Below are 22574 nucleotides of genomic sequence, written 5' to 3' on the forward strand. Positions count from 1 at the left end.
TTTATTTTTTTTTAATATTCTCTATTTACATCAAATGCTTCAAGATATTCGGCTACACGTTTTACAAAACTTCCGCCAAGTGCACCATCTACAACTCTGTGGTCATAAGAATGTGATAAGAACATTTTCTGACGAATTCCGATAAAGTCACCTTCTGGAGTTTCAATAACTGCTGGAACTTTTCTGATGGCACCAAGAGCTAAGATTCCTACTTGTGGTTGATTAATAATTGGAGTTCCAAATACCGAACCAAAAGTTCCTACGTTTGTAACTGTATATGTTCCGCCTTGAGTATCGTCTGGTTTTAATTTTCCTGCTTTAGCTCTATTTCCTAAATCGTTAACAGCTTTTGCCATTCCAACAAGGTTTAATTGGTCTGCATTTTTAATTACTGGAACTATAAGATTTCCGTTCGGTAATGCTGCAGCCATTCCTAAGTTGATGTTTTTCTTTTTAATGATATAATCACCATCAACAGAAATATTCATTCCAGGAAAATCTTTTAAAGCTTTAGCAACTGCTTCCATCATAATTGGAGTGAAAGTCAATTTCTCACCTTCGCGTTTTTCGAAAGCGCCTTTTACTTTATCTCTCCATTTTACAATATTAGTTACGTCAACTTCAATAAACGATTGTACGTGAGCAGACGTTTGAACCGAAGCGACCATATAACCAGAAATCAATTTACGCATTCTGTCCATTTCTACAATTTCATCACCACCATTTACAGAAACTGGAACAGCAGAAGTTGTTGTAGATTGAACAGGTTGTATTATAGGTTGTGCAACTGGAGTAACAGTTTGTGCTACAACTGGCTGACTTGTTCTATTCTTTACAAAATTTAATATATCTTCTTTAGTAACACGACCATCTTTTCCTGAACCTGAAATACTTTCTAATTCAGCAACTGAAACACCTTCTTCTTTAGCAATGTTTTTTACTAATGGCGAAAAGAATTTATCAGAACCACTAAAATCAGCTGGTGCAACATTTTCTTTAGCTACTTCTACAGTTTTAGCAACTTCAGCAACAATTGGAGCTGCAACTTCAGCAGTTTTAGGTGCTTCTACACTTCCGCCTTCTGTTTCAATAATTGCAATAGTTTGACCCACTTTTACCACATCATCTTTCCCAAAAAGTTGTTCTACTAAAACACCTGAAACTTCACTTGGTACTTCACTATCCACTTTATCGGTAGCAATTTCAAGAACTGCTTCGTCCATTGCGATGGTATCTCCAACGTTTTTTAACCAATTGGTAATTGTTGCTTCAGCAACGCTTTCACCCATTTTAGGTAATTTCAATTCAAACTTTGCCATATCTTTAAACTAAAGTTGTGTTTTTTTATAATGATTGCAAAATTAGTAATTTTATCTTCATTTTGTAAAGAATACACTAATTTTTTAATGTTATGATTTCTCCTCTATCAATTGAATTATTGCTTCCAATAAGGTAATTAGAATTAGAAATATAATTCTTAAATGTTAAATTCTTACTTTTATTTGAATTCATAAAATCTATAATTTCCTTATAACTAAATGATTTTGTATCAAAAATGATTTCAGTATTCAAATTTACATTGTTTTTGAATTCTGAAAAATCATTTAAAATTGTTTCTTTTTTGTTCAAATCCAATTCTAATGAATCTTTAGAAAAAATTATATATTCATCAATCGTTCTTTTTATTTCTTTAGATTGATTTTTCTTAATAAACGAAAAAACAAAAACACCAATTTTCATAAAAAAGTCGAATACAACTGATTTCTTAAAATGTTTAGTATAAAAGAAATTCATAGCTTCTTGAAAGCGCTTCATATACTTTTCATCTCGAATAGTGCTTTCTCCTTTATAATGTATTACAGTTGTTTCATGAAAATAATAATTGGTTTTACCTTTTTTCAAAGCCATGTAACTCAAATCAATATCGTCTGAATACATAAAACAATTTTCATCAAAACCTCCAATTTCATTATATAATTCGCGTTTCATAACCATAAAAGCACCTACAAGAATATCAACTTTTCCAGATTGATTTTCGGTTAAATGTTGGGCGTAATATTTTCCAAAAACATTTGAAATTTTATATAATCCGAAGATTTTAGTGAAGGCAACCCATGGAGTTGGTATGCCACGCTTACTTTCGGGTAGAAACTTTCCAGTTCCGTCAATAAGTTTACAACCAATTATTCCGCTGTTTGGCTTCCAATTTTTAGTATCAAGTATTTTAATAAAAGTATCTTCGGCAACTACTGTATCAGGATTTAAAATACAAATATATTCTCCTTTGGCTTGTGCAACTCCAATGTTATTCCCTTTAGGAAAACCTAAATTTTGTTTGTTTTCAATGAGTTTTATATTTGGAAACAATTTTTTCATCATCGCACAACTATCATCTGAAGAATTGTTATCGATTACAATGATTTCGCCATCAATGTTTTCAAGTGCTTTTTGGACACTTAAAACGCATTGCTCTAAAAAAAAGCGTACATTATAATTTAGGATGATAACCGATAGTTGCATTTGACAAATATAATCTACTTTTGCAAAAAAAATACAACTGTGAATTACCTTTCTGTAGAAAATATTTCGAAATCATTTGGAGAACGCACTTTGTTCAAAGATATTTCGTTTGGAATAAACAAAGACCAAAAAATTGCTTTTATTGCCAAAAATGGTTCGGGCAAAACGTGCATTATGAAAATTATTAATGGCGAAGACGAACCAGATTCTGGGCAAGTGGTGATTAGAAAAGAAATCAAAATGGCTTTCCTATCGCAAGTCCCTCAATTGCAAGATGAGTTGACCGTTGAAGAAAGTATTTTTGCATCAGACAATGAAATTCTACATGTAATTGAACGCTATGAAAAAGCATTAGAAAACCCAGAAGATACTGAAGCTTACGAAAAAGCTTTCGATGATATGGACCGACATAATGCTTGGGATTTTGAAACACAATTCAAGCAGATTTTGTTCAAATTGAAGTTGGAAGATTTCAAATTGAAAGTAAAAAACATGTCTGGTGGACAGAAAAAACGTCTATCGTTGGCGATTATTCTTATCAACAAACCTGATTTATTAATACTAGACGAGCCAACCAATCACTTGGATTTGGAAATGATTGAATGGTTGGAAAGTTATTTTGCTAAAGAAAACATTACGTTGTTTATGGTAACGCACGATCGTTTCTTTTTGGAACGCGTTTGTAACGAAATTATAGAATTAGACAACGGAAAATTATATAGTTACAAAGGAAATTATTCTTACTATTTAGAGAAAAAAGAAGAACGATTAGCTTCAGAAAATGCTTCTATTGATAAGGCGCAAAACCTTTTTGTAAAAGAATTAGCTTGGATGCGAAGACAACCTAAAGCTAGAACTACCAAATCAAAATCGCGTCAAGATGACTTTTATGTGATTAAAGAAAAGGCAGAAAGTCGCCGAAAAGAAAATAAAATCGAACTAGAAATCAACATGGAACGTCTTGGAAGCAAGATTATTGAGTTGCATAAAATTTCAAAAAAGTTTGGCGATAAAAAGATTTTAGAGAATTTTAGTTTTGATTTCCAACGTGGTGCTCGAATTGGGATTATTGGTAAAAACGGAACCGGAAAATCGACATTTTTGAACTTGTTGACACAAACCATTCCGACGGATTCTGGAAAAGTTATTACTGGTGATACCATAAAAATTGGTTATTACACACAAAGCGGAATCAATCCAAAACCGGGACAACGCGTAATTGATATTATAAAGGAATACGGTGAATATATTCCGTTGATGAAAGGAAAATTGATTTCAGCATCGCAGTTATTGGAGCGATTTTTATTTGACAGTAAAAAACAATACGATTTTGTTGAAAAACTTTCTGGTGGCGAATTGAAACGTTTGTATTTATGTACAGTTTTGATTCAGAATCCGAATTTCTTAATACTTGATGAGCCAACGAATGACTTAGATATCGTAACCTTAAATGTATTGGAAAGTTTCTTGTTGGATTTCCCAGGTTGTTTGCTTGTAGTTTCGCACGATAGGTATTTTATGGATAAGATTGTTGATGATTTATTTGTTTTTAGAGGTGACGGAATTGTAGAAAACTTCCCAGGAAATTACTCTGATTTTAGAGCTTATGAAGATTCGAGTGAGCCAACAAATAAAGACGATAACAAGGAAAAGAATAATTGGAAAACTAAAACTATTTCTTCAGGATTAGATTTTAATGAACAAAAAGAATTTAATAAAATTGAAAAAGAAATCAAAGATTTAGAGTACCAAAAGAAACAAATCGAGCAACTATTCTCTGACGGAAAAGTAGCCGATAATGATATAGAAGCGAAAGCAAATGAATTGCAGAAAATAATTCAAACCATGGAGCAGAAAGAAGAACGTTGGTTTGAGTTGAGTTCAAAAATGGAATAATAAAAAGTATTCAGTGCTCAGTGTTCAGTTGGCAGTTACGCACTGAATACTGAACACCGAACACTGAACACTAAATAATGTTACAAATTATAAAATCATATCTGAATTTCCTTTGGAACTCCAAAAATCAACATGGAGTGCATTCACCATTTGTGTATAATTTGGTTACCAAATGTTTTTATGACAAGAAAAAACATCCTGAATATTCTATTTTAAAAAACTACAGGAATTCACTTTTACAAAATAAAAACACTTTCGAAGTAACCGATTTTGGTGCTGGCTCAAGAGTTTTTAAAAGCAATACAAGAGCTATAAACCAAATTGCCAAAACCGCCGGAATTTCTCCAAAAAGAGCGGAACTTTTATTTAGAATTGTAAATTATTTTCAACCAGAAAGTATTCTTGAAATTGGAACTTCTTTAGGATTAGCAACTTCTGCCCTATCTTTAGGAAGTATAAATGCCAAAGTCATTACTTTAGAAGGTTGTCCCAATACATTGTCAATTGCAAAAAATCAATGTCAATTGCAAAATCTAAATAACATTGAATTTATAAACACAAAATTTGAAGACTATCTAAGTAACTGCCAACTGAACACTGAACACTGCCAACTGATATACTTCGATGGCAATCACTCAAAAAAAGCTACTTTAGAGTATTTTGAACTATTACTTCCAACAACTACCAACGATTCTGTTTGGATTTTCGACGATATTCATTGGAGTAAAGACATGGAAGATGCTTGGGAAATTATTAAAAACCATCCAAAAGTTACCATAACTATTGACATCTTTCAATGGGGAATTGTATTTTTTAGAACCGAACAAGAGAAAGAACATTTTGTAATTAGAGTATAAAAAAAATGGCAACCATCACTGATTGCCATTTTCCTGAATTAATAATAAACAAAAACCTCTATTCTTTAGCTTCTGATGTTTCTCTACTTTTTGCACCCATTCTGTTTAATTTAAACATTGGTCCAAATTTCAATTTTATTGAAGCTATTGAGCTATTATCGTCAGATGTTAATCCTTCTTTTTCAACTGTATTTTTTCTGTTATCTAATGCTTCATACATTAGTTTAATTTCATCATAATCTTCTCTTGAAAAATCTTCTTTATTGTCTTTGTAAGATTGGAAAAAAGTTTCATATGTTTTCAAGATATTATCTTTATTAACCCATGCAAAACTCATATCGTCACCAATTTTTCCAGCACCAAAAAGTCTATCTCTTAAAAGCTGACTTGGATTTGGTTTAGCCGAAATTGTTGCTGCTTTTTTTGTTTCCATACTAACTTTCAACTCATCATATTTTGCAACAGTTGCATTAATTTTTTCTTGAGATGCAGTTTTTGTAGCTTCATCAAGTGCAACTAAAGATTCATTTGCATCAGCACTTTTTCTATCAAAATCAGTAGCAATTTGATCCCAATTTGCCATCATTTCATCTGTGTCAGCCATTTTCAATGAATCTACATAGCTTTCAAGTTCACTGATTCTTTTATCTGCAGCCTCTTTTTCCTTATTTTGACAAGAAACCATTCCTATTAGAACCATCGAAAGGATTCCAAATTTTAACATACTTTTTTTCATAATTTATAAGTTTTAATATTTATGTAAAACTACTTCCAACATCTATTTGTAATGTTATATAATTAAATGTTAAACTTATATAAATGTCATTTTTTAGTTTTGAATTTGTAACTTTATACAGTTTTAAACTACTAATCATTTATTAGTCCAAATTATCATGTCAAACACTCTTATAAAAATCTCAGACATCAAAAGAGATTTCATCCTCGGAAACGAAACAATTTATGTATTGAAAGGAATTGATTTGCAAATCAATAAAGGTGAGTATGTTGCTTTAATGGGACCTTCTGGTTCAGGAAAATCAACATTGATGAATATTTTAGGATGTTTAGACACACCAACCTCTGGAACCTACATTCTTAACGGAAAAGATGTTTCTCAAATGCACGATGATGATTTGGCAGAAGTTCGTAACAAAGAAATTGGTTTTGTTTTTCAAACTTTTAATCTTTTGCCAAGAACAACCGCTTTAGATAATGTTGCTTTACCAATGATTTATGCAGGCTATCCGAAATCTGAAAGAAATAAAAGAGCTACAGAAGTACTTACCCAAGTTGGATTAGAAGATAGAATGGATCACCAACCTAATCAACTTTCTGGAGGTCAACGTCAGCGTGTTGCAGTAGCAAGAGCTTTGGTTAACAAACCTTCAATCATCCTTGCCGATGAACCAACAGGAAACCTTGATAGTAAAACATCGGTGGAAATCATGAAACTTTTTGGAGACATTCACGCATCAGGAAACACTGTAATTCTTGTAACTCACGAAGAAGACATTGCCAAATATGCTCACAGAATCATCCGATTACGTGACGGAATTATCGAAAGCGATAAATTAAACGAAGGTCATTTATAAATCTTTCTTTTAGTTTTAATGGATTTAGGAGCGAATCGCTTGGGCTTTATCTGTAATCCTTATTCCTGCTGTCCATTCTGTCTCGTCCCAAAAGACGAGACGCCATTCCCATCAGGGCTAGTTGGCAATCCATATTAATTTTTGTTACCTTTGAAAAACAATTTTGATTTTTTTGACAAAGACATAAATCTGACAGTCAAAAAATCTAAAAATCTAAAAGTCTAAAATGAAAGTATATACAAAAACTGGCGACACCGGAACAACAGCACTTTTTGGCGGTACACGAGTTCCAAAACACCACATCAGAATTGAAAGTTATGGAACTGTTGACGAATTAAATTCACACATTGGATTAATTCGCGACCAAGAAATAAATTCGCACTACAAAGATGTATTAATTGAAGTTCAAGATCGACTTTTTACTGTTGGAGCAATATTAGCAACACCACCAGAAAAAGAAACACTAAAAAATGGTGAAAAACGTTTACAAAATCTAGGGATTTTAGAAACTGACATTGACTATTTAGAAAAAGAAATTGATGCAATGGAAAATAGTTTACCACAAATGACACATTTTGTACTTCCTGGTGGTCATACAACGGTGTCATATTGTCATATAGCACGCTGTGTATGCCGTCGTGCCGAACGTTTAGCAGTGCATTTAAATGACATAGAACCAACAGATGAACTAGTAATTAAATACCTAAACCGACTTTCTGACTATCTTTTTGTCTTGGCACGAAAGTTGTCCTTTGACCTAAAAGCTGACGAAGTTCAGTGGATACCTAGAAAGTAATTTGCTTTCTAAAACCAACAAAAACAAACGTTCTTAACTTTAATTATAAAATAAATCAATTTTTACTTGACTATTTCAGTTAAAAATTTATTTTTGCATAAATTATAAAATCGAAAGCAGATGTATTGGACATTAGAATTAGCATCTTATTTAAGTGATGCACCGTGGCCTGCAACCAAAGATGAACTTATAGACTACGCAATTAGAGCTGGTGCTCCGCTTGAGGTAGTTGAAAACCTTCAGTCTATTGAAGATGAAGGCGAAATATATGAATCAATGGAAGAAATTTGGCCAGATTATCCAACTGACGAAGATTATCTTTGGAACGAGGACGAATATTAAAAAAAATAAACTAACACAACAGAAAAAAGTCTCCTTTGGGGCTTTTTTTTTGTTTAAATTTGCACACCCAAATTAGGGATAATAAAAAAACAAATACAAACCCATTATGAGTTTCATTAATAATATACTTAAAATTTTCGTAGGTGATAAATCTGAAAAAGATGTAAAAGCTACACAACCTTATATTGCTAAAATTAAAGCACTTGAACCAGCATTAATGGCTTTATCTCACGATGAGTTAAGAGCAAAAACTGCCGAATTCAAAGAAAAAATTAAGTTAGCTCGTGCAAAACAAGATGCTGAAATTGCTGCAAAAAAAGCAGATGCTGAAAACACATCAGACATCGATTTAAGAGAAGATATCTATAATGCTATTGATGCTCTAGAAAAAGAAGCTTACGAAATTTCAGAAAAAGTATTAATGGAAATTCTTCCTGAAGCTTTTGCAGTTGTTAAAGAAACTGCAAGACGTTTCAAAGAAAATACTACAATTACAGTTACTTCAACAGAAAAAGACAGAGAACTTTCTGCTACAAAACCATACATTACTCTTGTTGGCGATCAAACAAATTGGGCAAACCAATGGAATGCTGCAGGAAAAGAAATCACTTGGGATATGATTCACTATGACGTTCAGTTGATTGGTGGTATCGTTTTACATCAAGGGAAAATTGCAGAAATGCAAACAGGAGAAGGAAAAACATTGGTGGCTACTCTTCCACTTTACTTGAATGCGTTAACTGGAAATGGAGTTCATTTAGTAACTGTAAATGACTACTTAGCAAAACGTGATAGTACTTGGAAAGCACCTTTATTTGAATTCCACGGAATAACAGTTGATTGTATCGACAACCATTCGCCAAATTCTGATGCAAGAAGAAAAGCTTATGAAGCTGATATTACTTATGGTACAAACAATGAATTTGGTTTTGATTACCTTAGAGATAACATGGCACATTCGCCAGAAGATTTGGTTCAAAGAAAACACAATTATGCCATTGTCGACGAGGTTGACTCTGTATTGATTGATGATGCAAGAACTCCTTTAATTATTTCTGGTCCAGTTCCTGATGGTGATCGTCATGAATTTAACGAATTGAAACCAAAAATTGAAAATTTATTCAATCTTCAACGTCAACTTGCTAATGGATTTTTAGCAGAAGCAAGAAAATTGATTAAAGAAGGAAATACTAAAGATGGTGGTTTTCAGTTGTTGAGAGCTTATCGTTCGCTTCCAAAAAACAAAGCACTTATTAAATTTTTGAGTGAAGAAGGTGTAAAAGCACTTTTACAAAAAACTGAAAATGAATACATGCAAGACAACAACCGCAAAATGCCAATTGTTGACGAAGCATTATATTTTGTAATTGAAGAAAAAAACAATCAGGTAGAATTGACTGATAATGGAATCAAATTCCTATCACAAGATACTGATGAAAGCTTTTTCGTACTTCCAGATATTGGAACTGAAATTGCAGCTATTGAAAAACAAAATCTAGAGAAAGATAAAGAAGCTGAAGCAAAAGAAAAATTATTTCAAGACTTCGGAATCAAATCTGAACGTATTCATACACTTACGCAATTACTAAAAGCTTACACTCTTTTTGAAAAAGATGTAGAATATGTTATAATGGATAACAAAATTCTTATAGTTGATGAGCAAACTGGTCGTATTATGGATGGTCGTCGTTATTCAGACGGATTACACCAAGCTATTGAAGCAAAAGAACAAGTAACCATTGAAGCTGCAACGCAAACATTTGCTACAATTACACTTCAAAACTACTTCCGTATGTACAGCAAATTAGCTGGTATGACAGGAACTGCAGTTACAGAAGCTGGTGAGCTTTGGGAAATTTACAAATTAGACGTAGTTGAAATTCCAACCAACAGAGGGATTTCTAGAAATGATAAAGAAGATTTAATCTATCGTTCTGTTCGTGAAAAATTTAATGCTGTTATTGAAGATGTAACTCAATTATCTGCATCAGGAAGACCTGTATTAATTGGAACAACATCGGTTGAAATTTCAGAATTATTGAGTAGAATGTTGAAAATGCGTGGTGTTGCTCACAACGTATTGAATGCCAAAATGCACAAAAGTGAAGCAGAAATTGTTGCTGAAGCTGGAAAACCTGGAGTAGTAACCATTGCAACCAATATGGCTGGTCGTGGAACCGATATTAAATTAACTCCTGAAGTAAAAGCTGCTGGTGGTTTAGCAATTATTGGAACTGAGCGTCATGATTCACGTCGTGTTGACCGTCAGTTGCGTGGTCGTGCTGGTCGTCAAGGAGATCCAGGAAGTTCTCAATTTTATGTTTCTCTTGAAGATAACTTAATGCGTTTATTTGGTTCCGATAGAGTTGCAAAAGTTATGGATAGAATGGGATTGAAAGAAGGTGAAGTGATTCAACATTCTATGATGACTAAATCTATCGAAAGAGCTCAGAAAAAAGTAGAAGAAAATAACTTTGGTACTCGTAAACGTTTGTTAGAATATGATGACGTTATGAATGCACAAAGAGAAGTAGTTTACAAACGTCGTCGTCATGCTTTACATGGAGAACGTTTGAAACTAGATATTGCCAACATGATGTATGATACTTGCGAAGTAATCGTTGGTGATAATAAAGCAAGTAATGATTTTAAAAACTTTGAATTCGAATTAATTCGTTATTTCTCGATAACTTCACCAGTATCAGAAGGTGATTTTGCAAAATTATCAGAAATGGAATTGACTGGTAAAGTTTATAAAGCTGCAATGCAATATTACACTGAAAAAACAGAAAGAAGTGCAAGAGAAGCATTCCCTATCATTGCTAATGTTTATGAGCAAGAAGGAAACACATTTGAGAGAATTATAGTTCCTTTTACAGATGGTATCAAATCATTAAATGTTGTTACCGATTTGAAAAAAGCATACGAATCTCATGGAACACAATTAATTGCTGATTTTGAGAAGAATATCACACTAGCAATTGTTGATGAAGCTTGGAAAAAACATTTACGTAAAATGGATGAATTGAAACAATCAGTTCAATTAGCCGTTCACGAACAAAAAGATCCATTACTGATTTATAAATTAGAAGCTTTTAATTTATTTAGAACCATGTTAGATGGCGTAAATAAAGAAGTTATTTCGTTCTTGTTTAAAGGTGATTTACCACAGCAAAACAATAATATACAAGAAGCAAGAGAAGTAAAACGTAAGCAAGATTACATTGAATCTAAAGATGAAATCCCAAATAGCGACACCCTAGCAGAACAAAACCGTGAAGCCGGACAAACACAACAACGTCAAGTAACAGAGACTATCGTTCGTGATCAACCTAAGATTAACAGAAACGATACTATTACTATCAAACACGTTATGAGTGGAAAAACAGAAAGCTTGAAATATAAAAAAGCTGAAAGCATGATTGCAAGTGGTGAATGGGTTATAGTTAACGAATAAGTAAATTTGCTCAAAATACAATCCTCAATTGTGAAAGCAGTTGAGGATTTTTTTATATTTGAAAAAAATAATTATATGTTTGAAAACAAAACATTATCCGATCAAGAAAACCCAAAAAGCGTTCAAGAGTATGTTATTTCTAGCCTTATTGCTGAACAACCTAAACGATTAATTATTGCTACTTTATTAGAAAAAGGAATCGACGAAGAAGAAGCAAAAAAACTAATTGCTGATGGCGAAGACAAATTAATGGATGCAGAAAGAGCAGCAGCCAACAAAGATATAATCTATGGTGCCATATGGCTTGTAGTTGGAATAGCAATTACCTTTTCAGGAGTAGGTGTTATAACCTACGGAGCTATTATTTATGGTTTATTTAGATTATTCAAAGGATTAAGTAATACAAATATTTTATAAAAAAACATGCAAAATATCATCGACCGCTTTATAAGCTATGTCATTATCGATACCGAATCGGATGCAAATTCTCCAACAACACCAAGTACTAAAAAACAATTAGATCTTGCCAATTTATTAGTTAAAGAGTTAAATACTATTGGATTAACCGAAGTTACAATTGATGAAAATGGCTACGTTATGGGAACATTACCTAGCAATGTTGACCATGAAGTTCCAACAATTGGATTTGTTTCGCATTATGATACATCTCCAGATTTTACTGGTAAAAATGTAAAACCACAAATTATTGAAAATTACGATGGTGGCGATATTGTTCTAAATAAAGAGCAAAATATCATTCTTTCTCCAAGTTATTTTAAAGATTTATTATTGTATAAAGGTCAAACTTTAATTACAACAAACGGATTAACACTTTTGGGAGCTGACGACAAAGCTGGATTAACAGAAATTGTTACCGCTATGGAATATTTAGTGCAACATCCTGAAATTAAGCATGGAAAAATAAGAGTTGGATTTACACCTGATGAAGAAATTGGTCGTGGCGCTGATATTTTTGATGTAGAGAAATTTGGTGCAAAATGGGCTTACACTATGGACGGAAGTCAAATTGGTGAATTAGAGTATGAAAACTTTAATGCCGCTGGAGCAAAAATCAAATTCAAAGGGAAAAGTGTACATCCTGGTTATGCTAAAGGTAAAATGATAAATTCAATGCTTATTGCAAATGATTTTATAAACCAATTACCAAAGAATGAAATTCCTCAAGAAACAGTAGATTATGAAGGATTCTACCATGTTGTAGGTCTTTCAGGAAGTATTGAAGAAAGTGTGGTTGAACTAATCATTCGTGATCATGACGCCAATTTATTTCAAGAAAGAAAAAATAAAGTTTTAGAAATTGCTGAAGAAATTAATAAAAAATTCGCTCAACAATTTGGCGAAGATATTTGTATCGCAGAAGTTAAAGACCAATACTACAACATGCGCGAAAAGGTTGAACCAATGATGTTCATTGTAGATTTAGCCGAAGAAGCTATGAAGCAATTAGGAATCATACCATTAATAAAACCAATTCGCGGTGGAACTGACGGATCAAGATTATCTTATATGGGATTACCATGTCCGAATATATTTGCTGGTGGGCATAATTTTCATGGAAAATATGAATATGTTCCAGTAGAAAGTATGCAAAAAGCCGTTGATGTAATTGTAAAAATTGCTGAACTAACAGCTAAAACAGATTTTCCAGAGAAATAATTCTTTTATTTCTGAAATAAGATTATCAAAAAATGGAGGATAAAAAAAGTTGGAATAGTAATGATTTATGGGAAGAAGAACTAGAGATTCTAAAATCTATAATCAACAAAACTGAACTTATTGAAACCACAAAATGGGGCGGAATTGTTTATATTGTAAATAATAAAAACGTTATCGGAATTGGTGGATTCAAAAACTTTTTTACCATTTGGTTTTTTAATGGCGTATTTCTAAAAGACGAACTAAATGTTTTAGTTAATGCAAATGAAGGCGTGACCAAAGCACTTCGTCAGTGGCGATTTACTTCTAAAGAGGAAATCAACGAAAAGCAAATTTTAGCTTACATCAAAGAAGCTATTACAAATGAAAAAGAAGGAAAATCGATTAAACCTGCTAAGAAGTCAAGAATAGTTTGTGATTTTTTAGATACTGAATTAGACGCAGACAAAGAACTTGCAAACGCTTTTGAAAAATTTACATCTTCAAAACAGAATGAGTTTCTTGAATATATTGAAACCGCAAAGCAAGAAAAAACTAAACTTGCAAGATTTGAAAAAATCAAACCAATGATTCTAAATAACACTGGTTTGAATAATAAATACAGATAAAATGGTCAAAAAAAATCCCAAACTTCATCATTTGAAATTTGGGATTTTTTAATATTGGAATCTAAACTTATGCTTTCTTATTCAAAGCAGCACTCATTTCAAGAGAGATTGCCGATTTTTCCATTTTTAATTTTCCTGACATTGTTTCAACAACAATTGTAGTTTCAGCAATTTCAGAAATTTTACAATGCATTCCTGATTTAGTGATAATTTTGTCACCTACTTTTAAACCACTCTCAAATTCTTTTTCTTTTTTTGCTTTCTTTTGCTGTGGCAAAATCATAAAAAGATATAAAACACCAAACATAAGTGCTAATTGAATAATTAATGTGTAATTCATGATAAATTTATTTTAAATGTTATGTTTAATATTAAATTAAGCCTCTTCCGGCTTTATTAACTCTATTGTTTTTTTGGAAATCTTTTACAAGATTATCTAAAATTCCATTAATAAAAAGACTACTTTTTGGTGTAGAATATTCTTTTGCAAGTTCTAAATATTCATTAATAGTAACTTTCAAAGGAATTGATGGAAATTTCAAAAATTCACAAATAGCCATTTTCAAAATTATTGTATCCAATTCGGCTATTCGTTCTACATCCCAATTTGGCGTTTTATCAATAAACTCTTTTGCTAATTCACTTTCATTTAATATCGTTTTTCTAAACAATGCTGAGGCAAAATCTTTATCTTCTTCGTCTTTATAAATTGCAGGAACTTTTATCAAATCAGCATCTGCCGACATATGACGCAATTGTTTTTGAATTTGAGTATTTACAACAGGAATATCGTCTACCCAAGTTAATTTAAAATCCTCTAAGTAAGAATATAATTTTTCATTTGGAGCAATCAATTCAGAGAACATATCTACCACAAAAAAACGCTCTTCATCAAAAGTAACCGCCTTTTTAGCCATGTAATTCTGATACAAATCGCTTTGTTTTATATCTTGCAAAAGCAACAAAATCGTATCATCATTTGCTTGCCAGTTGTTGATTTTTCTTTTTTCAAGAGCAATACTTAAGGAATTACTTTCTTCTAAAGCAACAAGAATAGGATTATTAACAAAACGTTGGTTTGGATTTCGCTCTTCTGGTGTAGCAAGATGCTTTTTCTGAGCAATTTCGATATATTCTATTTCCTTTTTTCGAATTTCGACTAAAGAAGACAACATAATTAGATATAAATCTAAAATATTTTCTAGACTAGCTTGCAAAAATTTTTCTTGTTTTTCAAGATCGTCAGAACCACTTTGGTGCATAGCATAAATAGCTTGCATCACTTTTATACGGATATGTCTTCTGTTTAACACGGATAAGAACTTTTAAAAATTAACAAAGCGAAAGAAAATGCTCTTTCGCTTTGCAAAAATAAAACTATTTTTTTCAAACGCTACTTATTTAGCGTTTTCTTTTTTTCTTTGTTCGATTCTAAGTTCTGCAATAGCCATTGCTGCTTTTTGAGGGGTCAAATTGTTTGCTTTAGCATAATCAAAAATTTCTAAAGTTGTATTGTAGATGTTTTCTGTTCTACGCATTGATTCTGCTTTATCGTAATGAGCAATTTCTGCATAAACATTGATAATTCCACCTGCGTTGATTAAGAAATCTGGTGCATAAACAATACCTCTTTCTTGCAAAATTGGTCCGTGAACGTTTTCATTTGCCAATTGATTGTTTGCTGCTCCAGCAATAACCTTAGCATTTATCTTGTAAACTGTATCGTCATTGATAGTGGCTCCAAGTGCACAAGGTGCATAAATATCAACATCTGCAGTATATAAATCGCTTCCTGAATAAATTGAAGCGCCATACTTTTTACTAACTTCTTCAAGTCTTCCTTCATTGATATCGGCAATTTGAACCAAAGCACCTTCTTTAGTTAAATACTCAACTAAAGTCTCACCAACGTGACCGATTCCTTGAACTAATATTTTTTTACCATCTAATTTATCTGAACCAAATTGATATTTAGCAGCAGCTTTCATTCCCATGTAAACACCATAAGCGGTTACTGGAGAAGGATTACCTGATCCACCACGAGATTCAGAAATTCCTGTAACGTATGGAGTTACATCGCGGACAGTATCCATATCGGCAGTAACCATACCAACATCTTCAGCCGTGATATATCTTCCTGATAAGGAATGAACAAACTCACCAAATTTACGCATCATTTCTGGCGTTTTTTGAGTTTTAGCGTCACCAATAATAACGGCTTTTCCTCCACCAAGATCTAAACCTGTAATTGCAGATTTATAAGTCATGCCACGAGAAAGACGTAAAACATCGTTTAATGCTTCCCATTCGTTTGCATAATTCCACATTCTAGTTCCACCTAAAGCTGGACCTAAAACTGAATTGTGAATACCAATTATTGCTTTTAATCCTGTATCTTTGTCGTTGCAAAAAACAATTTGCTCGTGATTATCAAATGATAGCTGTCCGAAGACTGGATCCATTTTTTGAAGCTCTTTTGGAGTTGTGATTTCTGTAGTCATAAAAATATATTTGGTTGCGACTTTATCAATAAGTCATCGCAAATTTAACTTTTTATTCAAAATAATTCATGAAATTTAGTTTTAATTAGCATATTGTTAATAAAATTAATTTTTACTGAATATTTTAAAAATGAAGTATTTCTATCATTTTAACAATTATAGAAGTATTTCTACAAATAATTAAAGAATTAAAATGAAAGAATTACAATATTTAAATAAATATTTTGTCAAATATAAATACCGATTTTTATTAGGTATTGTCATCACAATTGTTGCACAAATCTTTAGATTGTTTACACCAAAATTGATTAGTAAGTCATTTAAAGCCATTGAAGACTTTCACAAAAACAACATAAGTAACGAAATAATTAAAAGTCAATTGATAGAAAATATCCTTTTAATTGTTGGAACTACAATAATTGCAGGGATTTTAACTTTCTTGATGCGTCAAACTTTAATTGTAATGTCGCGTCATATCGAATTTGATTTAAAAAATGAAGTTTTTAAGCATTATGAGGTTTTAGATCAGAACTTTTACAAACAAAATCGTACTGGAGATTTGATGAGTAGAATTAGTGAAGACGTTGCCAAAGTGCGAATGTATGTTGGACCAGCTGTGATGTACACTATAAATACGTTAATTACTTTTACAATTGTGATTATATATATGTATAATGTTTCACCAAGATTAACATTATACACACTTCTACCCTTGCCTATTTTATCGTTTATCATTTTCAAATTGAGTGTTGAAATCAACAAACGAAGTACTATTTTTCAGCAATATTTATCTAAAATTTCAAGTTACACACAAGAAGTTTTTTCAGGAATTAGAGTTATAAAAGCTTATGGTTTGGAAAAACAACATCAAAACAACATTATTGATTTAGCAAAAGAAAGCAAATCAAAGAGTATGAGTTTGGCCAATGTTCAATCCTTTTTTGGTCCGTTGATGGTTACTTTAATTGGAGTGAGTAACTTGGTTGTGATTTATTTTGGTGGAATGATGTACATAAATGGAGAAATTGATAGCATCGGAAAAATTGCAGAATTCATTTTATATGTAAACATGCTAACTTGGCCTGTTGCCACAATTGGTTGGGTTTCATCGTTAGTTCAAGAAGCTGAAGCATCTCAAAAAAGATTGAATGAGTTCTTGAAAGTGGAACCTGAAATTAAAAATACCAATCCAAATCATTCTGCAATTAAAGGAGAAATTGAATTTAAAAATGTAAGTTTTACTTATGATGATACCAATATTGAAGCTTTGAAAGACGTTTCATTTAAAGTAGCAAAAGGACAAACTCTTGCAATTTTAGGTAAAACAGGTTCGGGAAAATCGAGTATTCTTACATTAATTACTAGAATGCACGATATTAAAGTTGGAGCCATTTTGATGGACGGAACTCCTTTGGCAGAACTAAATTTATATGATTTAAGAAACAGTATCGGAATTGTTCCGCAAGATGCCTTTTTGTTTTCCGATTCTATAAAGAATAATATTAAGTTTGGAAAAGAAAATGCTACTGACGAAGAAGTATTTGAAGCTGCAAGAAAATCTGTGGTACATGATAATATTATAAATTTCAATCAGCAATATGAAACCATTCTTGGTGAAAGAGGGATTACACTTTCTGGCGGACAAAAACAACGTGTTTCTATTGCCAGAGCGATTATAAAAAACCCTGAAATTCTTCTTTTTGACGATTGTCTATCAGCAGTTGACACAGAAACCGAAGAGCAAATTTTGAATAATTTACTGGAAATTTCTAAAGATAAGACCACAATAATTGTTAGTCATAGAGTTTCTTCAGCAAAAAATGCTGATATAATTATTATTTTAGAAGAAGGAAAAATCATCCAACAAGGTTCTCATAATCAATTAGTAAACCAAGAAGGCTATTATAAAGAACTTTATTACAAACAACTTTCTGAAAAAGAAGTAGAATAATTCTTGCATCGTAACATTTTTTTTATCATTTTCGTAAAAGAAAAACTACACTAATTGACAGAACGAATATGAGAGAACACGACATGTTAGAAAAAGATGAAATTTTTTCTAAAGTATTGAGAGCAGGAAGAAGAACTTATTTCTTTGATGTAAGAGCTACAAAAGCTGAAGATTACTACATCACCATTACTGAAAGTAAAAAATTTACAGAAGAAGATGGATCATTTCATTTTAAAAAGCATAAAATTTATTTGTATAAAGAAGATTTTACAGCTTTCAAAGAGATTCTAGACGAAATGACATCATTTGTTTTAAACAATAAAGGTGAAGAAGTAATTTCTGAAAGACACCAAAAAGATTTCAAGAAAGAATATTTCACCGAAAAAACTGAAGGCGAAGAAGAACCAAAGACTACTAGCTTTACCGATATTGATTTTGATGATATTTAAATAGAATATAAACTCCAAAAGTTGAAAGATTTTTGGAGTTTTTAATTTCTACCCATTTTTTAAAGTTATGAAGCATTTAATCTTTTGTTTATTGGTTTGTTGTACTGCATTTGCACAAAATAATTCAGTTAAAAAGGAAGATACTGTTTTAAATAAAGCAAAAGTTCAATATAATAGTAACGGTTATAAAAAAGTAACCAATCATTCTAAATTTGGAGTAGTTGATAGCACAGGCGTAGAAACTATTCCATCAATTTATGATCAAATGGGTTTCTTTTCTGAAGATAAAATCTGGGTGAAATTGGGAGATAAAATGGGTTCGTTTTCAAAAACTGGACAAGAAATCATTCCACTCATATATGATTATGTTGGGAACTTTAAAGATGAAAGAGCAGTTGTTGTAAATAAAGGAAAATACGGTTATTGTAATACCGATGGTAAAGTAACTATTCCTTTAATCTATGACATTGCAGACCAATTTAAAAACGGTATCGCTATTGTAAGAAAATCAGGTAAATGTGGCATAATTAATGTCAACGGAAAAGTTTTACTTCCTCTAATTTATGATACAATTGATGGCTTTGATAATGGTTTGGCAAGAGTTTATCGCGATAAAAAATGGGGTTATGTTGATATCAATTTTAAAGAAATAATTCCTTGTATGTATGAAAGAGCCAACTTTTTTAGGGATGGATTATGTCTTTTATTGTTAAATGGGAAAATTGGCTTTGTTGACAAATCTGGAACAATTGCAATTCCTTTTATCTATGAAATGGCAGAAAATTTTAAAAATGGCACCACTACAGTAACTTTAAACGGAAAAACTTTTATCATTGACAAACAAGGAAATAAAATATAAAACACTTACACTATGCAAAAAATTCTAGCTTTTTTAAACAAGTATGCTTTTCATTTGAATCTAATAATCATTTTATTTTGGTTGTATATTATTTATGAAAATTTCCAACATATTCAACAAAACAATTCCTTTGAAGAACGAAAATTCTACTTTGTTGTTCCTGTATTATTTATTTTACTTTCAGTTTTTAATATGTATATGGCTAATAAACGTAGAAAACAAAATTAAGCAATTCGCAAACCGTTTTCTACTTTTAAATCGGATGATAAAAGAACTACTTCATCCTCATTTACAGAACCTAAAACTAAACATTCACTCATGAATTTTCCAATTTGTTTCTTTGGGAAGTTCACAACTGCTATGATTTGTTTTCCAATCAATTCTTCTTTAAAATAACGTGTAGTAATTTGTGCTGACGATTTTTTAATTCCGATTTCAGCACCAAAATCAATTGTTAATTGATACGCAGATTTTCTTGCATCGGGAAAATCATTTGCTTCAAGAATTGTTCCAACTCTCATTTCTATTTTTTCAAAATCATTCCAAGTAATTGGTTCCATAATTCTATAATAAATGTATTTGCACACTGCCAAATCTAATAAATTTGTAAGTATTTAAAATTTTTGTGTAAAACTTTTTTTATTGATGATTGTAATTTTATAAAAGAAAAAAACAATTAAAAATAGAAAAAAATGAGCACTTCCCAAACAACTTTAGAACAATCAACGGACAAATACATTCAAACGACTCCAAATGTTAGATTATATGTAAAAGATTATGGATCAGGAAAACCTGTGATTTTAATTCATGGATGGCCACTTTCAAATGAAATGTGGGAATACCAAGTTGAAACTTTAGTAGAAAATAATTTTAGAGTAATCACATACGACAGAAGAGGTTTTGGAAAATCATCTCAACCATGGAATGGCTATTCTTATGATTCATTAACTGATGATTTGAAAGCAATAATTGACCAATTAGAATTAACCGATGTTACTCTTGTTGGGTTTTCAATGGGTGGCGGTGAAGTAGTTCGTTATTTTAGTCGTCATGGTGGAAAAAATATTTCAAAAGCAGTTTTAATTGCATCGATAACACCATTTTTATTAAAAACAGAAGACAATCCTGAAGGTGCAACTCCTGAAAAAAACGAAGAAAGAACTAATACAATTAAAAAAGATAGAATTGACTTTATTGATCACTTTGGAAAAACTTTTTTTGGTGTTACCTTGATAAATAAACCATTGAGTACACCATTATTAGAATATTACAGAATGTTATGCTCGGTTGCTTCACCACATGCAACTTTAGAATGTGCTAAATCCTTTTCAACAACCGATTTTCGAGATGAAATGAAACTGATGAATGTCCCAACTCTAATTATTCATGGTGATAAAGATGACATTGTTCCAATAGAAATTTCATCAAAAAAAGCAAGTGAGTTAATTCTTAATAATGAATTCATTATTTATGAAGATGCACCACATGGACTTTTTTATACAGAAAGAGATCGGTTAAACAAAGATCTTATTAAATTTTTGAACTCCTAAATTTGATAGAAAACAAAATTTATCTTCAATACATGATAAAATTATCTATGTAAATTTTATGATGTATTGAAAGAAAATAATATTCAAAGATAATAAGTCAAACACTATCCCAAAAAAAATCCGTCGTTTGACGGATTTTTTTTAATTTGAGATTACATAATTATAAATTTTCTCTCTTTGCTCATCAGAAATACCTGCTTTTATTTGCATATCCAGAAGAATTGGCTTCCAACTCTCTTTAGAAAAGTCTTTGGGATTGTATAACGAATGACATTTTGCACAATTATTTTCGTATAAACTTTTTCCTTCGGCCAAGTCAGAAGCGCTATCTGCTTGCTTCGCTTCAACTGTGGGAACCTTATATGTTATATTTAGTGGTGGTGGAGGTGGTGGAGGTGGAACAGATTTTGATCCTCCACAAGAATAAAGTACAATTGCTAAAAGTGCAACCGCTAAAATTTTTGTTTTCATATTTGTTGATTTTTGTAAAGTAAAAATAAAAAAAATCCCAACAGAATATCTATCGGGATTGTTTTTTTACATTTTATTTACAATATTTACTTAACGTCCATCAATTCAACGTCAAAAACTAAAGTTGCATTTGGAGGAATTACACCACCAGCACCACTTGCACCATATCCTAAATAAGATGGAATTACAAAACGAGCTTTATCTCCAACTTGCAACAAAGCAATTCCTTCATCCCAACCTTCAATAACCTGACCTTGACCAAGTCTAAACTCAATTGGTTTTTTTCTTGGGTAAGAGGAATCAAATGTTTTACCATTTTCTAATTGTCCGGTATAATGAACAGAAACCGTTTTTCCTGCTTCTGCTTTTTTACCATTTCCTTTTTGGATGATTTTGTATCTCAAACCACTTTCAGTTTTATCAAAACCAGCCGCTAACTTTTCCATTGCTTCTTCGGCTTGCTTTTTAGCTTCTTCTAATTTTCTCAATCTTGAACCTTCAAATGTTCTGAAAGCTTCAATTGCATTCCATTTTTCAGCCTCTTCACCTACTCTAACAATTTCTAGCGTTTCAATTAAATCACCTTGAGCAATAGCGTCTACAACATCTTGACCTTCTACAACATGCCCGAAAACAGTATGTTTGTTATCTAACCAATTTGTTGGAACATGTGTAATAAAAAACTGTGAACCATTGCTAGCTGGACCAGAATTTGCCATAGACAAAACGCCTGGTTTATCATGTTTTAATGAAGGATGAAATTCATCTTCAAAGCTATAACCTGGCCCACCAGTACCAATTCCCTGTGGACATCCACCCTGAATCATAAAATCTGGAATTACTCTGTGAAATTTTAATCCGTCGTAATATGGTTTTCCCATTGGTTTTGCAGTGTTTTCTAATTGACCTTCTGCCAATCCTACAAAGTTTCCAACTGTTCCTGGTGTTAAATCATGTGTAAGTTTTACTAAAATTGAACCTTTAGAAGTATTGAATTTAGCGTATATTCCGTTTTCCATTCTATTGTATTTTTATTTGAAGTGCAAAA

General features: G+C 31.7%; 23 protein-coding genes. 14 read left to right on the forward strand and 9 right to left on the reverse strand.

Annotated features, from left to right (window positions below; genetic code table 11):
- Positions 1 to 11: 11 nt before the first annotated feature.
- Together ABD771_RS09090 and ABD771_RS09095 are read right to left on the reverse strand one after the other, a co-directional pair.
- Complete coding sequence (locus ABD771_RS09090) at positions 12 to 1319, reverse strand: dihydrolipoamide acetyltransferase family protein (protein ID WP_345093766.1); 1308 nt, start codon at positions 1317 to 1319, stop codon at positions 12 to 14.
- 76 nt (positions 1320 to 1395) lie between these two features.
- The gene (locus ABD771_RS09095) at positions 1396 to 2520 is read right to left on the reverse strand and encodes a glycosyltransferase family 2 protein (protein WP_345093768.1); all 1125 of its coding nucleotides are present in this window, start codon (positions 2518 to 2520) and stop codon (positions 1396 to 1398) included.
- A gap of 39 nt (positions 2521 to 2559) precedes the next feature.
- Here ABD771_RS09095 and ABD771_RS09100 point away from each other — a divergent pair, with 39 nt between their 5' ends.
- Both ABD771_RS09100 and ABD771_RS09105 read left to right on the forward strand, forming a co-directional pair.
- Positions 2560 to 4416, forward strand: coding sequence for an ABC-F family ATP-binding cassette domain-containing protein (locus ABD771_RS09100; protein WP_345093770.1), 1857 nt, complete (start codon positions 2560 to 2562; stop codon positions 4414 to 4416).
- 77 nt (positions 4417 to 4493) lie between these two features.
- On the forward strand, positions 4494 to 5273 hold the full coding sequence (locus ABD771_RS09105) for an O-methyltransferase (RefSeq protein ID WP_345093772.1): 780 nt from the start codon (positions 4494 to 4496) through the stop codon (positions 5271 to 5273).
- A gap of 58 nt (positions 5274 to 5331) precedes the next feature.
- On the opposite strand, the gene ABD771_RS09110 is transcribed toward ABD771_RS09105, so the two are convergent.
- Positions 5332 to 6009, reverse strand: coding sequence for a hypothetical protein (locus ABD771_RS09110; RefSeq protein ID WP_345093774.1), 678 nt, complete (start codon positions 6007 to 6009; stop codon positions 5332 to 5334).
- A 157-nt stretch (positions 6010 to 6166) separates the two neighbouring features.
- Between ABD771_RS09110 and ABD771_RS09115 the strand changes: the two genes are divergently transcribed.
- The 7 genes from ABD771_RS09115 (at position 6167) to ABD771_RS09145 (ending at position 13745) form a co-directional block, all read left to right on the forward strand.
- Positions 6167 to 6865 carry an ABC transporter ATP-binding protein gene (locus tag ABD771_RS09115; protein ID WP_345093776.1) on the forward strand — a complete coding sequence of 233 codons (699 nt, stop codon included), beginning with the start codon at positions 6167 to 6169 and terminating at the stop codon, positions 6863 to 6865.
- A 226-nt stretch (positions 6866 to 7091) separates the two neighbouring features.
- Positions 7092 to 7661: a cob(I)yrinic acid a,c-diamide adenosyltransferase gene (locus tag ABD771_RS09120; RefSeq protein ID WP_345093778.1), complete on the forward strand. Its 570-nt coding sequence runs from the start codon at positions 7092 to 7094 to the stop codon at positions 7659 to 7661.
- Positions 7662 to 7781: 120 nt separating this feature from the next.
- Positions 7782 to 8003, forward strand: a complete 222-nt coding sequence (locus ABD771_RS09125; RefSeq protein ID WP_022828503.1) for a DUF2795 domain-containing protein — start codon at positions 7782 to 7784, stop codon at positions 8001 to 8003.
- Between the two features lie 106 nt (positions 8004 to 8109).
- Entirely contained in the window at positions 8110 to 11460 is a 3351-nt protein-coding gene (gene secA / locus ABD771_RS09130) for a preprotein translocase subunit SecA (RefSeq protein ID WP_345093780.1), read from the forward strand.
- A 75-nt stretch (positions 11461 to 11535) separates the two neighbouring features.
- On the forward strand, positions 11536 to 11877 hold the full coding sequence (locus tag ABD771_RS09135; protein ID WP_345093782.1) for a hypothetical protein: 342 nt from the start codon (positions 11536 to 11538) through the stop codon (positions 11875 to 11877).
- 6 nt (positions 11878 to 11883) lie between these two features.
- Positions 11884 to 13137 carry a peptidase T gene (gene pepT, locus ABD771_RS09140; RefSeq protein ID WP_345093784.1) on the forward strand — a complete coding sequence of 418 codons (1254 nt, stop codon included), beginning with the start codon at positions 11884 to 11886 and terminating at the stop codon, positions 13135 to 13137.
- A 32-nt stretch (positions 13138 to 13169) separates the two neighbouring features.
- Positions 13170 to 13745 carry a YdeI/OmpD-associated family protein gene (locus ABD771_RS09145; protein ID WP_345093786.1) on the forward strand — a complete coding sequence of 192 codons (576 nt, stop codon included), beginning with the start codon at positions 13170 to 13172 and terminating at the stop codon, positions 13743 to 13745.
- 67 nt (positions 13746 to 13812) lie between these two features.
- On the opposite strand, the gene yajC is transcribed toward ABD771_RS09145, so the two are convergent.
- The 3 genes from yajC to ABD771_RS09160 all read right to left on the reverse strand — a co-directional run bounded on the left by yajC (position 13813) and on the right by ABD771_RS09160 (position 16246).
- Positions 13813 to 14085 (reverse strand): preprotein translocase subunit YajC, encoded by a 273-nt coding sequence (gene yajC, locus ABD771_RS09150; RefSeq protein WP_345093789.1) that lies wholly within the window; start codon positions 14083 to 14085, stop codon positions 13813 to 13815.
- 31 nt (positions 14086 to 14116) lie between these two features.
- Positions 14117 to 15058, reverse strand: a complete 942-nt coding sequence (gene nusB / locus ABD771_RS09155) for a transcription antitermination factor NusB (RefSeq protein ID WP_345093791.1) — start codon at positions 15056 to 15058, stop codon at positions 14117 to 14119.
- Between the two features lie 84 nt (positions 15059 to 15142).
- Complete coding sequence (locus ABD771_RS09160) at positions 15143 to 16246, reverse strand: Glu/Leu/Phe/Val family dehydrogenase (protein WP_345093793.1); 1104 nt, start codon at positions 16244 to 16246, stop codon at positions 15143 to 15145.
- A gap of 193 nt (positions 16247 to 16439) precedes the next feature.
- Here ABD771_RS09160 and ABD771_RS09165 point away from each other — a divergent pair, with 193 nt between their 5' ends.
- The 4 genes from ABD771_RS09165 (at position 16440) to ABD771_RS09180 (ending at position 19733) form a co-directional block, all read left to right on the forward strand.
- Positions 16440 to 18197, forward strand: a complete 1758-nt coding sequence (locus ABD771_RS09165) for an ABC transporter ATP-binding protein (protein WP_345093795.1) — start codon at positions 16440 to 16442, stop codon at positions 18195 to 18197.
- Positions 18198 to 18265: 68 nt separating this feature from the next.
- A complete protein-coding gene (locus tag ABD771_RS09170) occupies positions 18266 to 18646 on the forward strand; it encodes a PUR family DNA/RNA-binding protein (protein ID WP_298302381.1) in 381 nt (126 codons plus the stop codon).
- Positions 18647 to 18713: 67 nt separating this feature from the next.
- Complete coding sequence (locus ABD771_RS09175) at positions 18714 to 19505, forward strand: WG repeat-containing protein (RefSeq protein WP_345093797.1); 792 nt, start codon at positions 18714 to 18716, stop codon at positions 19503 to 19505.
- Positions 19506 to 19517: 12 nt separating this feature from the next.
- Entirely contained in the window at positions 19518 to 19733 is a 216-nt protein-coding gene (locus ABD771_RS09180) for a hypothetical protein (protein ID WP_345093799.1), read from the forward strand.
- On the opposite strand, the gene ABD771_RS09185 is transcribed toward ABD771_RS09180, so the two are convergent.
- Positions 19730 to 20065: a tRNA-binding protein gene (locus ABD771_RS09185; RefSeq protein WP_345093801.1), complete on the reverse strand. Its 336-nt coding sequence runs from the start codon at positions 20063 to 20065 to the stop codon at positions 19730 to 19732. The genes ABD771_RS09180 and ABD771_RS09185 overlap by 4 nt on opposite strands.
- A gap of 132 nt (positions 20066 to 20197) precedes the next feature.
- Between ABD771_RS09185 and ABD771_RS09190 the strand changes: the two genes are divergently transcribed.
- The gene (locus ABD771_RS09190; RefSeq protein WP_345093803.1) at positions 20198 to 21055 is read left to right on the forward strand and encodes an alpha/beta fold hydrolase; all 858 of its coding nucleotides are present in this window, start codon (positions 20198 to 20200) and stop codon (positions 21053 to 21055) included.
- A gap of 141 nt (positions 21056 to 21196) precedes the next feature.
- Here the strand turns inward: ABD771_RS09190 and ABD771_RS09195 are convergent, their stop codons facing one another.
- Both ABD771_RS09195 and ABD771_RS09200 read right to left on the reverse strand, forming a co-directional pair.
- Positions 21197 to 21526 (reverse strand): cytochrome c, encoded by a 330-nt coding sequence (locus ABD771_RS09195; RefSeq protein ID WP_345093805.1) that lies wholly within the window; start codon positions 21524 to 21526, stop codon positions 21197 to 21199.
- Positions 21527 to 21612: 86 nt separating this feature from the next.
- Positions 21613 to 22545 carry a peptidylprolyl isomerase gene (locus ABD771_RS09200; protein WP_345093807.1) on the reverse strand — a complete coding sequence of 311 codons (933 nt, stop codon included), beginning with the start codon at positions 22543 to 22545 and terminating at the stop codon, positions 21613 to 21615.
- Positions 22546 to 22574 lie beyond the last annotated feature (29 nt).

This window comes from Flavobacterium chungnamense (assembly GCF_039539165.1).
Taxonomy (GTDB): Bacteria; Bacteroidota; Bacteroidia; order Flavobacteriales; family Flavobacteriaceae; genus Flavobacterium; species Flavobacterium chungnamense.